The sequence below is a fragment of the Bacteroidia bacterium genome (assembly GCA_040880525.1).
In the GTDB taxonomy this organism is placed as follows: domain Bacteria; phylum Bacteroidota; class Bacteroidia; order CAILMK01; family JBBDIG01; genus JBBDIG01.
On record JBBDIG010000052.1, the window covers coordinates 19,520 to 35,755 of the forward strand.

Annotated in this window: 13 protein-coding genes; 3 read left to right on the forward strand and 10 right to left on the reverse strand. The window is 46.1% G+C overall.

The window, feature by feature from the left end:
* Positions 1-3: 3 nt before the first annotated feature.
* From WD077_14710 to rbfA, 3 genes are all read right to left on the reverse strand, one after another.
* On the reverse strand, positions 4-771 hold the full coding sequence (locus WD077_14710) for a geranylgeranylglyceryl/heptaprenylglyceryl phosphate synthase (protein MEX0968480.1): 768 nt from the start codon (positions 769-771) through the stop codon (positions 4-6).
* A gap of 88 nt (positions 772-859) precedes the next feature.
* Positions 860-1,675: a class I SAM-dependent methyltransferase gene (locus tag WD077_14715; protein ID MEX0968481.1), complete on the reverse strand. Its 816-nt coding sequence runs from the start codon at positions 1,673-1,675 to the stop codon at positions 860-862.
* On the reverse strand, positions 1,676-2,053 hold the full coding sequence (gene rbfA / locus WD077_14720; GenBank protein MEX0968482.1) for a 30S ribosome-binding factor RbfA: 378 nt from the start codon (positions 2,051-2,053) through the stop codon (positions 1,676-1,678).
* 104 nt (positions 2,054-2,157) lie between these two features.
* On the opposite strand from rbfA, the gene WD077_14725 reads away from it, so the two are divergent.
* Entirely contained in the window at positions 2,158-4,002 is a 1,845-nt protein-coding gene (locus WD077_14725; GenBank protein ID MEX0968483.1) for an ABC transporter ATP-binding protein, read from the forward strand.
* A gap of 32 nt (positions 4,003-4,034) precedes the next feature.
* On the opposite strand, the gene WD077_14730 is transcribed toward WD077_14725, so the two are convergent.
* Both WD077_14730 and WD077_14735 read right to left on the reverse strand, forming a co-directional pair.
* On the reverse strand, positions 4,035-4,379 hold the full coding sequence (locus WD077_14730; protein MEX0968484.1) for a hypothetical protein: 345 nt from the start codon (positions 4,377-4,379) through the stop codon (positions 4,035-4,037).
* Between the two features lie 180 nt (positions 4,380-4,559).
* Complete coding sequence (locus tag WD077_14735; protein ID MEX0968485.1) at positions 4,560-9,023, reverse strand: T9SS type A sorting domain-containing protein; 4,464 nt, start codon at positions 9,021-9,023, stop codon at positions 4,560-4,562.
* 558 nt (positions 9,024-9,581) lie between these two features.
* On the opposite strand from WD077_14735, the gene WD077_14740 reads away from it, so the two are divergent.
* Positions 9,582-10,388 (forward strand): alpha/beta hydrolase, encoded by an 807-nt coding sequence (locus WD077_14740; protein ID MEX0968486.1) that lies wholly within the window; start codon positions 9,582-9,584, stop codon positions 10,386-10,388.
* Positions 10,389-10,470: 82 nt separating this feature from the next.
* Here the strand turns inward: WD077_14740 and WD077_14745 are convergent, their stop codons facing one another.
* The 4 genes from WD077_14745 to WD077_14760 all read right to left on the reverse strand — a co-directional run bounded on the left by WD077_14745 (position 10,471) and on the right by WD077_14760 (position 14,360).
* Positions 10,471-11,061, reverse strand: a complete 591-nt coding sequence (locus WD077_14745) for a riboflavin synthase (GenBank protein MEX0968487.1) — start codon at positions 11,059-11,061, stop codon at positions 10,471-10,473.
* 8 nt (positions 11,062-11,069) lie between these two features.
* A complete protein-coding gene (locus WD077_14750; protein MEX0968488.1) occupies positions 11,070-11,819 on the reverse strand; it encodes a cyclase family protein in 750 nt (249 codons plus the stop codon).
* 65 nt (positions 11,820-11,884) lie between these two features.
* The gene (locus WD077_14755) at positions 11,885-12,880 is read right to left on the reverse strand and encodes an NYN domain-containing protein (protein ID MEX0968489.1); all 996 of its coding nucleotides are present in this window, start codon (positions 12,878-12,880) and stop codon (positions 11,885-11,887) included.
* Between the two features lie 112 nt (positions 12,881-12,992).
* Positions 12,993-14,360 carry an NAD(P)/FAD-dependent oxidoreductase gene (locus tag WD077_14760; GenBank protein ID MEX0968490.1) on the reverse strand — a complete coding sequence of 456 codons (1,368 nt, stop codon included), beginning with the start codon at positions 14,358-14,360 and terminating at the stop codon, positions 12,993-12,995.
* Positions 14,361-14,780: 420 nt separating this feature from the next.
* Between WD077_14760 and WD077_14765 the strand changes: the two genes are divergently transcribed.
* Positions 14,781-15,623 (forward strand): PKD domain-containing protein, encoded by an 843-nt coding sequence (locus WD077_14765; protein ID MEX0968491.1) that lies wholly within the window; start codon positions 14,781-14,783, stop codon positions 15,621-15,623.
* Between the two features lie 26 nt (positions 15,624-15,649).
* On the opposite strand, the gene WD077_14770 is transcribed toward WD077_14765, so the two are convergent.
* Entirely contained in the window at positions 15,650-16,204 is a 555-nt protein-coding gene (locus WD077_14770; protein ID MEX0968492.1) for a hypothetical protein, read from the reverse strand.
* Positions 16,205-16,236: the final 32 nt, after the last annotated feature.

Below are 16,236 nucleotides of genomic sequence, written 5' to 3' on the forward strand. Positions count from 1 at the left end.
TCCTTACGCCTCCACCCGTGGTTTTTCATTAAAGCTCCTGATCGCTGTACTGAACCGGTGGATCAGATCAGGTTCAGTTTCTATCGCATTTCCTACTACCACCACGTCAGCACCTGCCTCCATAGCCTCTGCCATTTGCAATTCATTCCGGATGCCACCACCTACGATCACCGGAATCTGAACATGGTTGCGAACCATGCCTATCATTTCAGGCGAAACGGGCCGATTGGCGCCACTCCCTGCATCCAGATAAATAAGCCGCAAACCCAGGAGTTCTCCGGCCATTGCCGTACAGGCGGCCACATCAGCCTTGTTGTGAGGAATAGGTGAAGAATTGCTGATATAGCTTGCTGTGGTAGGCATACCGGAATCGATCAGCATATAGCCTGTAGGCAGTACCTCAATGCTGCTTTGCCGCAAAATAGGAGCGATTTCAACATGGCGGCCAATAAGGAGATCGGGGTTGCGGCCAGAGATTAGCGACAAAAACAAAAGCGCATCGGCCTCTTCGGTAAACTGCATGGTGCTTCCCGGAAACAGAACCACAGGAATATTGCTTTTCTGCTTAATTGCCACCACCGTTTCGCGTACGTTATTCCTGGAGAGCAAGCTGCCTCCTACGAAGAGCAGGTCAGGCCGGGCTTCAGTAGTGGCTGCCATCAAACGGCTCAGGCTTTCAGGATTTTGTTTGTCAGGATCAATGAGAAGCGCGAAGAGCTTTCTGCCGTTGCTGCGGCAGCTCAGGATATGTTGATAGATGGAGGTTTCCAAAGAATAAATCGGTTGGGATGTAGCCTGACAAATTTAGAGGATAATTTTAAAGAGGCTGTAAAGGAGAAATGTCATCACCCTATTGCCGCTATTCCGGTTCCTTGTACGCTTTCGCAATTAATCCGGTTCCTGTGCGATGTGTGGAATAGGTGTCACGGTAATTGAGCAGAAGGCAAAACGGAAAGAAGAGCAAATACCAAAAGGGAAGAATTACAATAAACAGAAAGCTGGTATTCAGCATCTGCATCGGATATTTCATGGATAATTTCCAGGAGATCTGCCCGGGCGTGCCGTACTGATAACGTACTTCAACACGCTCAAATCCGCCTGTTTCGAGTTTTTCTTTTAATTCATTGACGTTATATCCATCCCTTACGTGCTCCCCTATAAACGACTCATCACTATCAGTCTGCACGCCTGATCCTCCCTGGTCAGACGGTGTAGAAATAAGCATCATTCCTCCGGGTTTCAGGGAGGCATAAACATTCCGGAAAACCGCTACATCCTCCAGAATATGTTCCATTACGTCTACACAAACAGCGAGATCATAAGTCTCCGGGTTTTTATAGCGGGTAAGGTCAGCTACTTTAAAGTGAGCATTCTCAAAACCGAGTTTTCTGAAAAGCGTATTGGAGGATCCAATCTGGGTAGGATTTACATCCACGCCCTCCACACTCCATGAAGAATAATTGTTGAGTATCCAATACGAATACTGGCCGAATCCTGTTCCGGCATCGAGTAGATGCTGGCGACCGGAACGGGTTGCTGCCCAGTCGCGGATCTCTTTATGGATGTGCCAGGCACGAAGCAGCAGCAGGTCCAGGAGCTTAAAAAAGAGTACTTGTAATGCGGGCGATTTCCGGAAAAAGGAGCCCAGCTTATCTTTTATTGGATCGTATTCCATCTACTTGTCTTCCTCCCCTGAAGGGTTATCCTTTTTTTTGATTTCTTCAAATAGTTTGTCAATCTTCTCTACGTAATCCATCGTATCGTCATAAAAGAATTCAAGCTCCGGAATTTTCCTGACCTGGTTTTTGATGATGGCCGCGAGTTTAGTTCTGATTTCTTTATTGCGCATTTTCACTTCGCCAAGAAGTTGCATCGGTTCCTTTACATTTAAAAAGCTGAGATAAACCCTGGCATATCCAAGATCTGCCGAAATGCGCACTTTGCTCACGGAAATAAATGTAGTGCCGAACATGCTTTGCCCCTGAGTGAGAAATATCTGCCCTAATTCCTTTTGGAGCAAGCGGCTGAGCTTTTCCTGTCGTCTGCTTTCCATAGTGCAAATAACGTTGTTAATCAGATTAAACACAAAATCCTGAAACGCCCGCAAGCCGCAGCAGAAAGCCGCACGGCTGTTTCTATTGCTACCTTTGCCTCCCTATGAGAATATACTGGCGAATATTGCGATACGTGCGGCCATATAAGGGCGCGATAGCCACGCATGCTTTATTTACCGTTCTTGCTGTGATATTCGGCAGTTTTTCAATTGCCATGTTGCAGCCTGTACTCAAGTTGCTTTTCTCCGGAGAGAATCTTACTGATATTGCTGCCAGAGCGCCTGAATATGAGTTCAGCGTAAAATACCTCCTGAAGTATATCAACTTCCGCATCGCAAACCTGGTGGAAGACGGAACCATTGAGAGCCGTACAAATGCGCTGCTGATCATCATCGGCAGTGTGGTGACGCTGAATATTCTTGGGAATGTTTTCAGCTATTTCAGCGTCTACTTTATCGGAAATATCAGGACCTGGACGGTAGAGGGTATTCGCAGCGATCTGTTCAACCGGCTGAAAGGATTGCAGGTGAGTTATTTTGAAACCGGCAAAAAAGGCGATATCATGACGCGGCTCACCTCAGACGTTAATGAAGTCGAATCATCCGTGGCGGTAACCTTCGAGTCGGTTTTGCGCGATCCGCTCACAATCATTGCATTTATGTACCTCATGTTTGATTTTAGCTGGAAACTCACGCTGTTTATTTTCGTGTTGCTTCCTCTTTCGGCTGTGCTTATCGGCTTTATAGCCCGCAGCCTCAAGCGGGATGCATTCCGCTCTCAGGAGGTATTTTCCAGCATTATGAGCCTGATAGACGAAACAGTGTCCGGGATCAGGATCATCAAAGCATTTAATGCTGAAAACTATATTTCCAGAATATTTCACCGGTACAACAGCGGGTATGGAAAATTGCACAGAAAGCAATGGCATAAGCGAATGCTGGCTCCTCCCATATCCGAGATCATGGGCGTACTGACGGTGGCGCTCATCCTATGGTTTGGCGGCCAGCTCGTTTTCCAGGGAACTATGGATGCTGAGGGTTTTATCGTATATATTTTCTTTTTCATTCAAATTTTGAAACCTGCCAAATCCCTGTCGGGTGCCCTTAGCCATATCTATAAAGGAATCGCTTCAGGGGAGCGAATTTTCAACCTCATGGATACGGAGGTCACCATTAAGGATAAACCTGCGGCAAGTGGAGTGAGCGATTTTAAGCAATCCTTGCGATTCAACAATCTCAGTTTTTATTATTATAAAAATGAATATGTGCTTCGGAATATTGATCTTGAAATTCCGAAGGGTAAAATGTACGCACTGGTGGGTCCGTCCGGTTGTGGAAAAACCACGCTGGCGGAAATGCTTCCACGGTTTTATGATCCGGTGGAAGGAAGCGTGACGCTGGACGGGGCGGATCTTCGTGACCTGAAGGTGAAAGACCTCCGGGAACTGATCGCAATCGTAACGCAGGAACCCATTCTTTTTAATGATTCGATATATAATAACATTGCCTTTGGAATGCATCCGGTAACGGAAGACCAGGTGATGGAAGCGGCAAAAGCTGCTAACGCCCACGGATTTATCAGTGAAACCGAGAATGGCTACCGGACAATGATCGGAGACCGCGGAGCATTGCTCTCAGGTGGACAACGGCAGCGCATCAGCATTGCCCGCGCTATTCTGAAAAACCCACCCATCCTTATCCTGGACGAAGCTACCTCAGCGCTGGATACCGCGTCTGAGAAGATCGTTCAGGACGCCTTGTTCCGGTTAATGCAGCACCGGACCAGCCTCGTTATTGCCCACCGGCTCAGCACAGTGCAGGATGCAGATTGCATCATTGCAATGGACCGAGGCCGAATTGTGGAAAAGGGTACGCACAATGAGCTTATTGCCAAAGACGGCCTCTACAAGCAGCTTTATTCTTTGCAGCAAGTTGGGATGAAGGAGTAAAGTGTCCGTGTAAATAAATGGGGGAGAAACGATTACTGTCTAATGACGATTAACTGCGGATCGCCTAAATCAACGCCATCAGCGCTTACACCTTGCGAGAAATAATAGGTACCGCAGCATTTGCCGTCTTCCCTTTCTTCAATATCTAATATCAATGTATGGGTTGTTCCGGAATCAAGCTCCAGATAGAACACCTCGTTATCATTCATAAGAGAGAATTCCATGATTGAATCCCCATCAGAAATGAATATGTCCAGATGGAGGGGAAGCCGTTCTTCATTTAACAGACGGATGTCCTTATAATCATAGATCCGGTGTTCTCCAAATACGAGGTCGTTGTTTTGCGAATCCACTACCCTTACCTGCTGTACGAGCATAAATAAGCAATCATTGCAAGAGCATCCGTTTAAAGCAAAGATTGCCAAGAGTATTAAAGCCCAATTTTTATACATGACGTAAGATGTTGAGTTTCTAAAATTGCCGGCCGTTTGGCTAAAGCCAATATTTGCTCCGTAGCATAGGGTTTAAACCATACGCTACGGAGCAGGGCATTGAGCTTAATTCAGTTTGAAGATTTTATGGGAATATATTTTTCCGTCCATTTCAGCATTGAACAGATAAAAACCCGCAGGCAGATCATCCATGTTTATATTCAACAAATGCTTTCCTTTATTAAGGTTAATCATTCGGGTGAGGCGCTGCCGGCCGGTCATATCCACCAATTGCATTCTCACTTGCGAATCATCCGACAGTTGAACATTCACCTGTAACTGTGAGCGCACAGGATTGGCGAGCACGGTTAAGGAAGCCCTTTCTTCGCCAGACCGGGAAATCACCACAACCGGGGAATATTCCACCTGACCATCAAAGTCTGCCTGCAAAAGCCGGTAGTAGAGAACCTCACCTTTGGGCGCAAGGTCAAGGTAAGAATAGGAGCGGGGCTGTGCAGTAGTTCCGGCTCCCGGCACGCGATCAATGGCTTCAAAGGTTTGCGCATCTGCTGAGCGCTCTATTACGAAATGGCTGTTATTCAGCTCAGATGCCGTTTTCCATTCCAGGAGAACATCATCCTGTTGCAAGCGGCCTGTAAAAGAAATGAGCTCCACTGGCACTGGTGAAGTCGTATCACCTATTCCAAATACATAGGTTTCTCCCGGAGCAAGTCTAATCCCGCTAAGGGTTTTGGCATAAATACCCGAAGCCGGGTTATCAGCAGGCGAAATTTCCTGCTTGTTCCATTCAGTATCAGTGGAAAGGCCATATCCAAAACCCACATAGTTGGTGGCATTGCTCTCGCCCGGATTGGGTTCCTGATCTGTATTATTCCATTGAACGGTAATGGTATAAGTATTAGAATCGGTACCGGGAGGTGTTTCAATCACCCAGGTCTTGAGCACAGTCATGTTGGTTTCATCATTACCATTTCCGTCCGGCTGCGAGTTGATGCCGTCTTCCACGTGAGCGCTGATTGCTTCACCTCCGTCACAATCTTCGCATTCGATCACAATTGGCAAATAAGGATTATGGCCGATTGGGAAGTGGTGTGCGGTGGTATCGGCTATTTCGCGCCTGAGCATTCCGGTCTCGCTTGTGGCAAAATATGTAGTTAAATCTCCGCCAGTGAGCAGAATATCCGGTCCTAACGAAATGCCGTGGCTGCCGATATCTGCAATTCCATTCGCCAGATCAAAAAAGCCGTTTAGTTCCCAGTCCTGTTCTATCCTTACCCGGTCCTGGTTGTTGATCCTGACGCCTGCATTATCTCCAAAAGTAATGGCGCTATCACCAGAGACAACCTGTTCTCCTGTTCCTGCAAAAATCAAATAGGAGGTATCTTTAGGGTCAAAGGAAATGGAGGCGCCTGCTTCAATCGTCAGATCTCCCAGTATTTCTATGTCCAGTGCGCTATCGGACAACAGGGCAAATATCAAATTCCATTCAGCACCTGATTTCAAAGTTATATCTTGCATCACAACCTTGTTCCCCTTGCTCCCGGATGTACTGTTCACGATGAAATTGATTTCTACGTTTCCATAGGTTCTTCCTGACAGAGAAAGTCGGTTGCCTGATTGCTGGTGCCGGTAAAGGCTGTTAGAATGAAAAACTACTTTGGAACTGGGTTGTGAGAGACTAAACGGATTTCCGCCTGCTTCTGAAATGTAGGTTGCTCCGTCCTCAAAAATGGTAGTATTGACCTGACCGGTATTTCCAAAAGGACTACCGGAGAGCGACTGTGCAAAAAAGACGGAGCCGTGCTTAAAAATAACACTGGCTGAATCCAATCCCTGTATCCGATGAGCACGCCCGGTCCCATCTGAATTCCTGAAGATTACGCTATCCTCCAAAAATGCATTTGCCCCTTGTGAAATTTCAATCTCCAAAGCATTATCTGAGTCTATAATGAGCGAGCTACCCGATGAAACATAAAGCGCGGTATCGTTTCTTCCATTCAGCGTTAGCTTACCGGAAGTATTACAAAGCACCACCCGCGTGTTATCATCTATCCGGAATTGTGCAAGTGTTTGTGTAGGAACATTTACCATAGAATCATTGCCTCCGCTGTTAAACAATAAGATATCCGATAACCTGATACACGTCCGCGCAGGACTCCAGTTATCAGGGTCCTGATAGTCGTGGCCCGTTGCCCCGATCCATGCATAAGTGGATTGCCCGATGTCAATTGCTCCCGGAATGCTGATGTTGTCAACTAACATTTTCTGATCGCAAGCTGTGGCGTGATACCAGGCTGCTCCGAAATATTTCAGGTCCTTTAATGAATGAAGATTATTGCTTCCGATTGATGGCGTGGCGTTTACCGTTACGGGATCGTTAAAATCTGATTGGCCATCATCCCTGGCTGCCAGGTTCCAGTGTCCGCTACCACCGCAAGGATCGTAAGTTACTTTGATGCTCCAGTAATTGTCTTCCACACCTGCTGTGGGTACAGAAGCTATATCTGTGGCCTGCCCGGTACCGAGTGAGCTCAGTCCACCTGAAAAATGAACGAGTCGCCAGGGATCTTCTCCTGTGTTTCCCATTACCACGGCATATCCATCAGCACTTGATGAATTGAAATCTTCTTCATCGCAACCAAGCACCACTGCTGCACCATAATTATTGCCTCGAAAGCCGCTAGGATTATTACGAGGTTGCTTTATATTAAATGCCCAAACGAGCAAATGCTCCGCCTGATGAAACTGCGTGGCGTATTCTCCTGACATATCATAAGAGAGAATCTCGGGAGCCGTACTGCAAGACTCACATCCCTTTCCGGTATCTATGGAATTGGACAGAAACAAAGCACTGCCTTCAATACCAATTCTGCCATTAAAAGTGTCACATTCAATTTCTTCCCATGCCTGGCTGCCCCCGGAAGAGGGAATCCCCACTGTATTGGTATTGCTCCTGTCAAAATCATCAAAAACGGTATACAGAAGGTTAACTGCCTCAATATCTGTTGAGGTGGCATTATTAAGGGAATCGGATTGCGTTGTTATCGAAAATATTTCAACAGAGTCATACAGGAGGTTGCTCCAGGAATAAATGCCGTTTATTAAGTTCTCGGCTAATCCTGTACCTCTGGAGAGGCTCCCCGTCCCGGTGGCCCGTTCAAGGGTTACGCTGCTCTGCTCATCCCGGTCAAGATTCCCATTAACATCGGTTGCTTTGATCTCTACACCAAAGTCCACATTTATGGCAATAATGAAAGGGACTTTCGTAAAATGAATCTCAGTAGCCACCACATCTACTTCATTCTGGCCAGCTCCGCTATTAATGCTTTGTGATGGTAGAAGTCCACTGCTGCCTGCGGATGGGAGCGAAAAACTTTTTTCGGATACTTCAAAATCAAAAATCTTCCCGTCTATTGAATCCGGCAGATCACCTTCAAATTCTGATTTCAGCCAGATACTGAGTTGATAGGTTTTGGCTGAATCGTCTGCAATATGGCCCAATTGACTCTGGGCCGTGTCAATTCCGCTGAACTGAATGTTGCCGGCATTAATGGCCGTAGCATCAAAATGATTTGTGCCATCTGAAAGCTTTGCACCTTTTATGGCCGCTGTCCAGTCAGAAATTTCATTGGCGGGACCTTGTTCAATTTGGATGGCTTCAAGTATCAGAGGCAGCGCATCTGTAGACGATGTATCTCCGTCATCGGTCACCTTGAAATCGAAGTTCAAGATGGATGGATTGTGTGTGCTTTCCAATGAAGAAAGCTTGTCAGCTAAAGTACCTGCTCCGGCTTCCAGCAAGCTTGTTCCAGTTATGATATTTCCATAAGCCGTAATCGAGATATTGTCAAGGCCAAATTCATCCCGGCTGCCACCTCCGCTGAAATTATCCGTTAACCATCTTATATAGAAATAGGCATTGTTCGCAACTGAAATATTGGTGATGGTAATGGACCTGCTTACGGGTTGCCATTCAGGTAGACTATCCGCTGATTCCGGTGAGTTATAATCCAAAGTGCTTTCCCTATGGTAATTGCCATTATCCTCTGAATGTGCAAGTTCCCAGTAGTTGGAACGACCTTGATCATTATAAACATATATATCATAGGCTATGTCAAAGCTGTCAATTCTGCTGCCCGTGGAATTGAGAATTCTCAGGGTTATATTTCCCCCGTTAAAATCCGTTCCTGTTGGCTGCACACCAAAAGCATAATCATCGGTTGATACTTCAAAGGCATAGAATCCACCCGTACCCACACCACCGGAACTGCTACCAATTGCAAAATCACCCGCGGTCTCCGTATCACCAAAGTCGGAATTGCCGTCTGACATACCTGTGGTTGCCCATGCACCCGCGTCCAGTTGCCCGGTGGAGGGAGCTGGCGCAAATCCGGCACCTGTGTATTGACCATTGTTCACTCCGCTCAGTGTGTTGTCAAAATCTATAATAAAGTTCTTTTCAAGGCTATCCACAGTCAGTTGTGCCTGTCCGTTTTTCGGAGCCATTATGAATACTGATAAGAGCAGAAAAGGCAGCGCTGCATGTGTTAGTGTAAAATGTTTCATCATTTCTTGTTTTAAGGTTAATATGGTGATATGACTATTCTAATACGATCAGGTGCGTTACTGCTTTTTGTGGCTTGCTGAACTATTTGAACCCGGAAAATAAATAGGGAAGTGCCGGGAGAAATTGCTCAATCCGCAGGTTTCAGAAAAAGCAGAACAATAATGGAGGAGGGGCGCTGCTAATAAATTTGGCTGGCAAAAGGAGAGAGGGAATGCGGGCTGAGAGCGGTTTCTGAAGTAAGGCCAATTCATGGTTTTTTTGATTCGGGATTAACAAAAAGCAGAATAAAAGTAAAATAAAATTTGAGCTAACAAATATTAAACTGACAGATTTATTAAAATTAAAGGCTATGTTATATTATCCTGATGATTAGCGAATTCCTGGTCATTACCGATGAATAGCGAACTTGCGCTTTTTTAGCAGCCCAAAACAAAATCGTATTACCAGAAAAGATTCTTCTTTATATTCGAAAAAAGTTCGGAGATGGTTCTTTTTCTAAACAATTATGCGGCTCCGGCCTTACAGTGCAGCCTACTGTACTGCGATAAAAGAGTTGATCTGTGAGAAAAACCATCAGCAGCTTCATTAGAATTGGGACAGGAATAGCAGGTGCGGTGCTGCTGAGCTTACTACTATTATATATGATACAGGAAAATCTCATTTTTTACCCTGACCGGATTCAGGACGATTACCGCTTTGAATTTCCGTGGAAGTTTGATGAGAAGAATTTTGAGACGGCTCCGGGTGTACGCATCAATGCACTGCATTTCAGGACGGAGGGAAAATCGAAGGGCGTAATCTTTTACCTGCACGGCAATGCCGGCAGCCTGAAGTCCTGGGGCTGGGTAGCCGAAGATTTTGTACCGCGCGGCTGGGATTTGCTGATCATAGATTACCGTACCTATGGCAAGAGCAAGGGCCGCCTCAGTGAAACCGCTTTATACCAGGATGCGCAGTTCATTTACCAGGAGCTGCTCAGGGAAGATCAGGAAGAGCACATCATCGTTTTCGGGAGATCTTTGGGGACGGGAATCGCCACCAAAATTGCAGCGGACAATAACCCGAAGCAGCTTATCCTGGAAACTCCCTTTTACAATTTTGCGGATCTCATCCAGTCCATTTATCCTGCGTTGCCGATGTGGATGCTGAGCTATCATTTTCCAAACGACCAGCACCTCAAATCCGTGAAATGTCCGGTAGTGATGCTGCACGGAACCCAGGATGAAATCGTGTATTATAAATCCTCGGAAAAATTGCTGAAGCACATTTCTTCAAAAGCTGAGCTTGTGCCGGTTACCGGAGGTTCCCATAATGATCTCAGGAATTTTCCGGAATACCAGGCTGCACTGGATCGTATTCTGAAATAAGACAGAAATTCCTTCCACCGGAAGTTCCCGGATCTACATTGCATTTCCGGAATAGCTGGAACCTGGAAACCTGCGCTGCAGACTACCGCTGCCGTTGGAGCACGGTTGCCACATATTTCCCGATCAAATCAAATTCGATATTCACCAAGTCCTTCGGTTTTAAAAGATGCAGGTTGGTATGTTCAAAAGTGTAGGGAATAATGGCAACTGAGAATTGCCCCGGAGAAACATTGAAGGCAGTAAGGCTGATGCCATTTACGGTAACAGAACCTTTTTCCACAATAAGATGGGTGGGTCCAGGCTCATGGGCAAAGGTGAATTCCCAGCTTCCTCCAGCTTCGGTAAGGGCGGTACAGCGGGCGGTCGTGTCCGCATGTCCCTGCACCAAATGGCCGTCTAAGCGGGTCTGTAAAGTCACAGAGCGTTCAAGGTTGATAAGGTGGCCAGGCTGAAGAAGATGCAGGTTGGTTTTCCGCAATGTTTCCGCCACTGCTGTAACCTGATAGACATCAGAATGCACAGCCTCTACCGTAAGGCAAACCCCGTTGTGTGCAATGCTTTGATCTACCTTCAGTTCAGGAACAAGCACACAATTGATAAGAAATCGGAGATTTTCGCCATGCGATTCCACTTGCTGCAATTTCCCCATCGTTTCAATTATACCGCTGAACATGTGGCGTTTTATTGATTAATGAACGGAAAAAGTACCGGGTGGCTCGGGCTGGCATCACTTTCCAGTGCCAGCACTTGTAAGTTAAGAAGGTACAAGCCATCAGTTGCAGAATCCGGAACGTAGATCATTTCTGTGATCGTTTTATGCAAATCCGGCTGTTGCGGATATCCAAAGAAAATATGATGGCCGCTTAGATTTGGATCATCTTCACGGTCAACAGACGGCAGGTCAAGGAGCAGATGCCGGATGGACTGCTTATTCAGCCAATGCACGAGATCCGGTTCCAGATGGGGGGGATTGCTGCCACTCCACACCCGCTGTTTCTTTTCCTCAGAATTCGGGAGGGTGCGCAGGACCAGCGCGGCCGGGGTCGCCACAGGATTCAGCCGGTTCCAGGTTTGCTGCACGGCTCCCAATGTCACCATCTTATCAGGTCCGGCTTCCGCAGGTTCTACAGAAAGAAGAAGGGCTACAAAATGAAACTGCCGCAGTGCATCCTTAATAAAATGACGTTCATTGCTGATGTGGCCGGCACATTCTGTATGCGTCCCGTTGCCGTGTGGACTCAGACAAATATTGTTCACATTGCAGCTTCCGCCACGATTCACGTCTCCCACAAAACTTCCGGCCACAGCAGCCTCAAATTTTGGCTTCGGCAGGTAAAAAGCATTTGGGTTATTCTCCTGCCGGAGGGGAATCGTAATATCAACGGGCGAGGAAAGATCAAATTCAAGATCCTGAATGCGGGCAGTATCCATAAGGCCGGGAATGAACAGGTTAAGAAGGGTTAGCTAAAGAAACCGAATGAAGGAAACTTGTTGATTTACTCCACTTCGTTCTCTTCGTCCTCAGGTTCCATTACTTCATCAAGTTCCTTTTCGTCTTCATCTTCCTCTGGAGAAAGATGACTTACGTCTTCCCTGCGTACCTGCTTCGCCACGTCTTCGCCCCGGTCGTTCTGGTCAATCCTGAAAGTCACTTCATCTCCCGGTTCAAGTTCATTGAACTCGCCTTCTTCCATATCAGAATAATGAAAGAAAAGATTGTTTGGCGGAAATGCAATGAAGCCAAATCCATTGTGCAGGCTGAATATCTGGCTTAGCTTTCTTTCTCCATCGCCTAATTCCTGGTAGGGCCGCGCAACCACGATCGGGCGCTGTTGCTCCTGCTGCACGAAGAGATTGTTGATCATCGGGTCGCTGCGTTTGAGCTTATTATTGATCAGCTCATGCATGGGCACCGCAAAGCTCACTTCCTCCAGCAGGTGCTGGCTTGTGCGCGTTACGATTTCCCGGCCTGAATCATCTGTGAATTCAAAGTCCCAGCACAAAACCATCACCGTTACACCCAGCGTATTGAGCTTCCTCGCCAGTGGGACGTAATCGCCATCGGAGCCTACCAGCACCACCACATCAAACTTTTTGTACATGGCAAGCTCGTACGCCTCCAGCGCCAGCCATACATCAAGGCCCTTTTCTTCCTTGCGGCCGCCTTTGTTTCGCAGCGGGAAATAATGGGTGATGACGCCTTCATTCATCAGCACATCGTCAAAAATGCGATCGTAGAAAAGCTTGTTGTTCTGGTAAGCATCCTGGGCATTAAGCCGCCCTCTGAAATAATGCGCATCCACAATCTGGCACAGACGCGAATCTGTTTTCAGCTCTTCGCTTACTCGGTTCCGGATAAAATAATGGAGCCCTCCCAGATCAATTCTTGCCTTGCGCGGATGGTTGTAGTAGTAATAATTGCTGACGTGCATGAAATAGTTGCCGTCATAGAATACCCCGATTTTTGTCAACCGGGAATTTGTGTTAGCCATGATAAATTATCTACGTTATGTACAAAAAAATAATAGCTTTTGATAATAATGGTTCTGTCTATAAGGTCCGTGCAAAAATGAGAAGAAATGCCTGTTTGTTCAAGTAGTCGCACTAATCATTTTCCTGCCCCGCTGCCCGTTCCTTAAAAAACTTCCTCTTGGGGTCCGGGAAAGGTCTTATTATCAATCGGTTACCCATTTCATATCGCATGTAATTATATGTCCAGTCAATGAAAACGGAGATCTTATTCCGAAAACCGATGAGATAATATATATGGACCACAAGCCAAAGGATCCAGGCAAAGAACCCATGCACCTTTAAATTGGGCAGATCAGCCACGGCCTTTTTCCGGCCAATAGTAGCCATATAACCCTTGTTGGTATATTCATAGGGTATCATTTCCCCGCCTGCGAGCAATCGCTTTAAGTTATGGGCCAGATGCGAACCCTGCTGGATGGCCACCGTAGCCACCATGGGCAGGCCATTCGGATAATCCTCTGTCCGGAAATTCGAGAGGTCTCCTATCACGAACAGATCTTCGAAGCCGGGCAACCGGTTAAATGAATCCACCTTGCAGCGCCCAAATTCAATCAGATCTTCCGGGATGCCTTTAAGCAAAGCTCCTTTTACTCCGGCAGCCCACACCACAGTATTGGTATGGATTTCCTCTCCGTTCTTAAAAACCACCACATTTCCATCATACGACTTAATGGTGCGGTTTACCCTTACATCCACGGTTAAATTCTCAAGATAAATGTGTGCATATTTCGATGCCTCCGGAGACATTGTTGGCAATACACGGTCTTTCATCTCCACCAGGTGGATGTATAACTTCTCAAAATTAAGCTCAGGATAATCTTTGGGAAGTACAAAATTTTTCAGCTCGCCCAGTGCTCCGCAAAGCTCAACTCCTGTGGGGCCAGCGCCCACCACTATAATATGAGAAAGCCGCTCAAATTCGTCAGGATCCGTTTCCATCAAGGCTTTCTCAAAGTTTTGAAGAATCAGACTGCGGAGGTTCAATGCCTGTGGCACGGACTTCAGCGGCATGGCATAACGGCTTACGTCATCCAGCCCAAAGAAATTGGTACGGGAACCGGTGGCGATCACAAGATAATCGTAGCTGAGTGCGCCAACATGGGTAACGACTGACTTTTCCTCTGGCCTTATTTCCTCCACCTCTGCTACACGAAAAAAGACATTCTTCTGTCCCGCCAGAACTTTGCGAAATGGGCTGGCAATAGAATCAGGATCTAGTCCTGCGGTAGATACCTGATAGAGAAGCGGTATAAAAGTGTGATAATTATTGCGGTCAATCAGCACAATCTGGAGATCGGCATCTTTAAGTTTCCGGATGAGGTTTAATCCTGCGAATCCACCCCCGATTACCACGAGCCTGGGTTTATCAGTTTCGGGCAGCCGAAATTTCAGCTCCAACTCCGGTTGATTATTGCTTAGCGTTTCCTGCTTTAAGATCATATCAGATATTGAAATCCCTCATTTTAATTGGCTCACTCTCTACAAGTGCAATCAGAAGCATTTGGTTGAAAAGACAATCCTGTTTAAGGATGCAAAGTTCGCAGTTAGTTGACGTGATTCGCGATAAAATAAACAGCAGATCAAAAGAACTTCTGCCTCGCTTCTGAAGGTTTCTGGCGATTTGTAATTGCGCTTTATTGAGCAGACAGGAACCAATAAATAAGGATATTAATTACCAATCGGGATTTCCATTTTATTATTCAAGTATTCTGTGGGAAATAAACAATTAATTAAATTTAAGATTTAAAACAAATAGAATCATGGAATAAACGGCTCATCTTTATCAATTTTTCTTAAACCAATTCAATTTTAAATTATTAATAATAGATGGAAATTAATATTAAATTAAAAAGAGAAAATATGAAAACGCTCCTGCTCTTTACGCTCCTTTTTATCTTTACAGTCACGTCAGCAGTTGCCTGCCCTGTTGTGAGCATAACTACTCCCGATGAGGTTTGCGAAGCAGACAGCCTTTTGCTATCTGCTGACTTGACGGAAGCAGCCACGCTTGTATGGTTTACCGAGGGAGACGGAACATTTGGAAATGCCGGTCTCACGGAAATCATTTATATTCCAAGTCTCACAGAACGCCAGAACGGCACCTTCAGAGTGGGCGTATATACTGAACATAGCGATACATGCCAGGTTTCTTCGGATACGGTTACATTCACGATCCTACCGGCTCCGGATGGCAGCTTTTCCGCTTCGCCTACTTCCGGAGATGCGCCTTTGAGCGTGGATTTCACTTCGAACGTAAATATGGGAACTGACACAGGAACGTACGTCTGGTATTTTGGGGATGGTGATTCTTCGCTGAACATTGAGCATCCTTCGAAAATTTATCAGGTGGATGGCAGCTATACTGTTACACTTCGAATTACTAACGAGGAAATGTGTACGGACACGATTGTGCGCGAAAATTATATTCAGGTTGGCCCGGTGGGTATATCGGAAATAAATGAATCACAGATCCGGGTATTCCCTAATCCTGCGCAAGATGCTGTATGGATTCGTGGCAGTGAAAGTCAGGAGATTTCGCAATTACGCGTATTGAATATGCACGGCCAGATTATGCTGGAACAAACGGCCGGCACGGTGGGAGATGTGCAGCTAAACGTTGGGAATTTGCCGCGCGGAATCTTTATTCTGAATCTGACAATGAATAATGGCGATATCGTTTCAAAAAGACTATTCATTGAATAATCTAAACTGCAACACTATCTGCCGGGCTACATAACCCCGATCAGTTTATAATAATCCCGCATGGTTTGCATAAATATCTTTTGCTGTATTTCGCTCCGGAAAATCGGGATTTTTTCGCGCGTTGTATTGCGGTAGTGGAGTTCGTGCTTATGCGCAATATGGTTGAAAAGTTCCGCAGCAAAAACGAACTGGCTGCGATAATCCTCCGTGTTTAGCCAGATTGAGCCACTTTCGCGGGTTCCGAAATCGCTCCAAAGAACTTCCAGCGAATCGTTGAATTTCACTTCCGGTGAGGGTTCTATGTAAATGTATGCCTCATTGTCCATCCCGTTCAGCGCTATGGCGGCATTGATGTAGGGAGCAACGGTATCTTTCATCCGGTGCTGATGACGATATACGTCAATTCGGGAATCCTCAAGGTCCTCTTTTTCATAGCTTGCACGGGCCACATTATCAAAGAATAAGCGGTCACCTTCGGAAATATTGAAATTTATGTTATCGGTATTTACCGTTTCCACACTATCGAAGGCACATCCGGAAAATAACGTGGATAATAATATTATTACAAAATGCTTTTTCATGGAGAAATAACGCGGGCCTTCAGGGTTGGTTT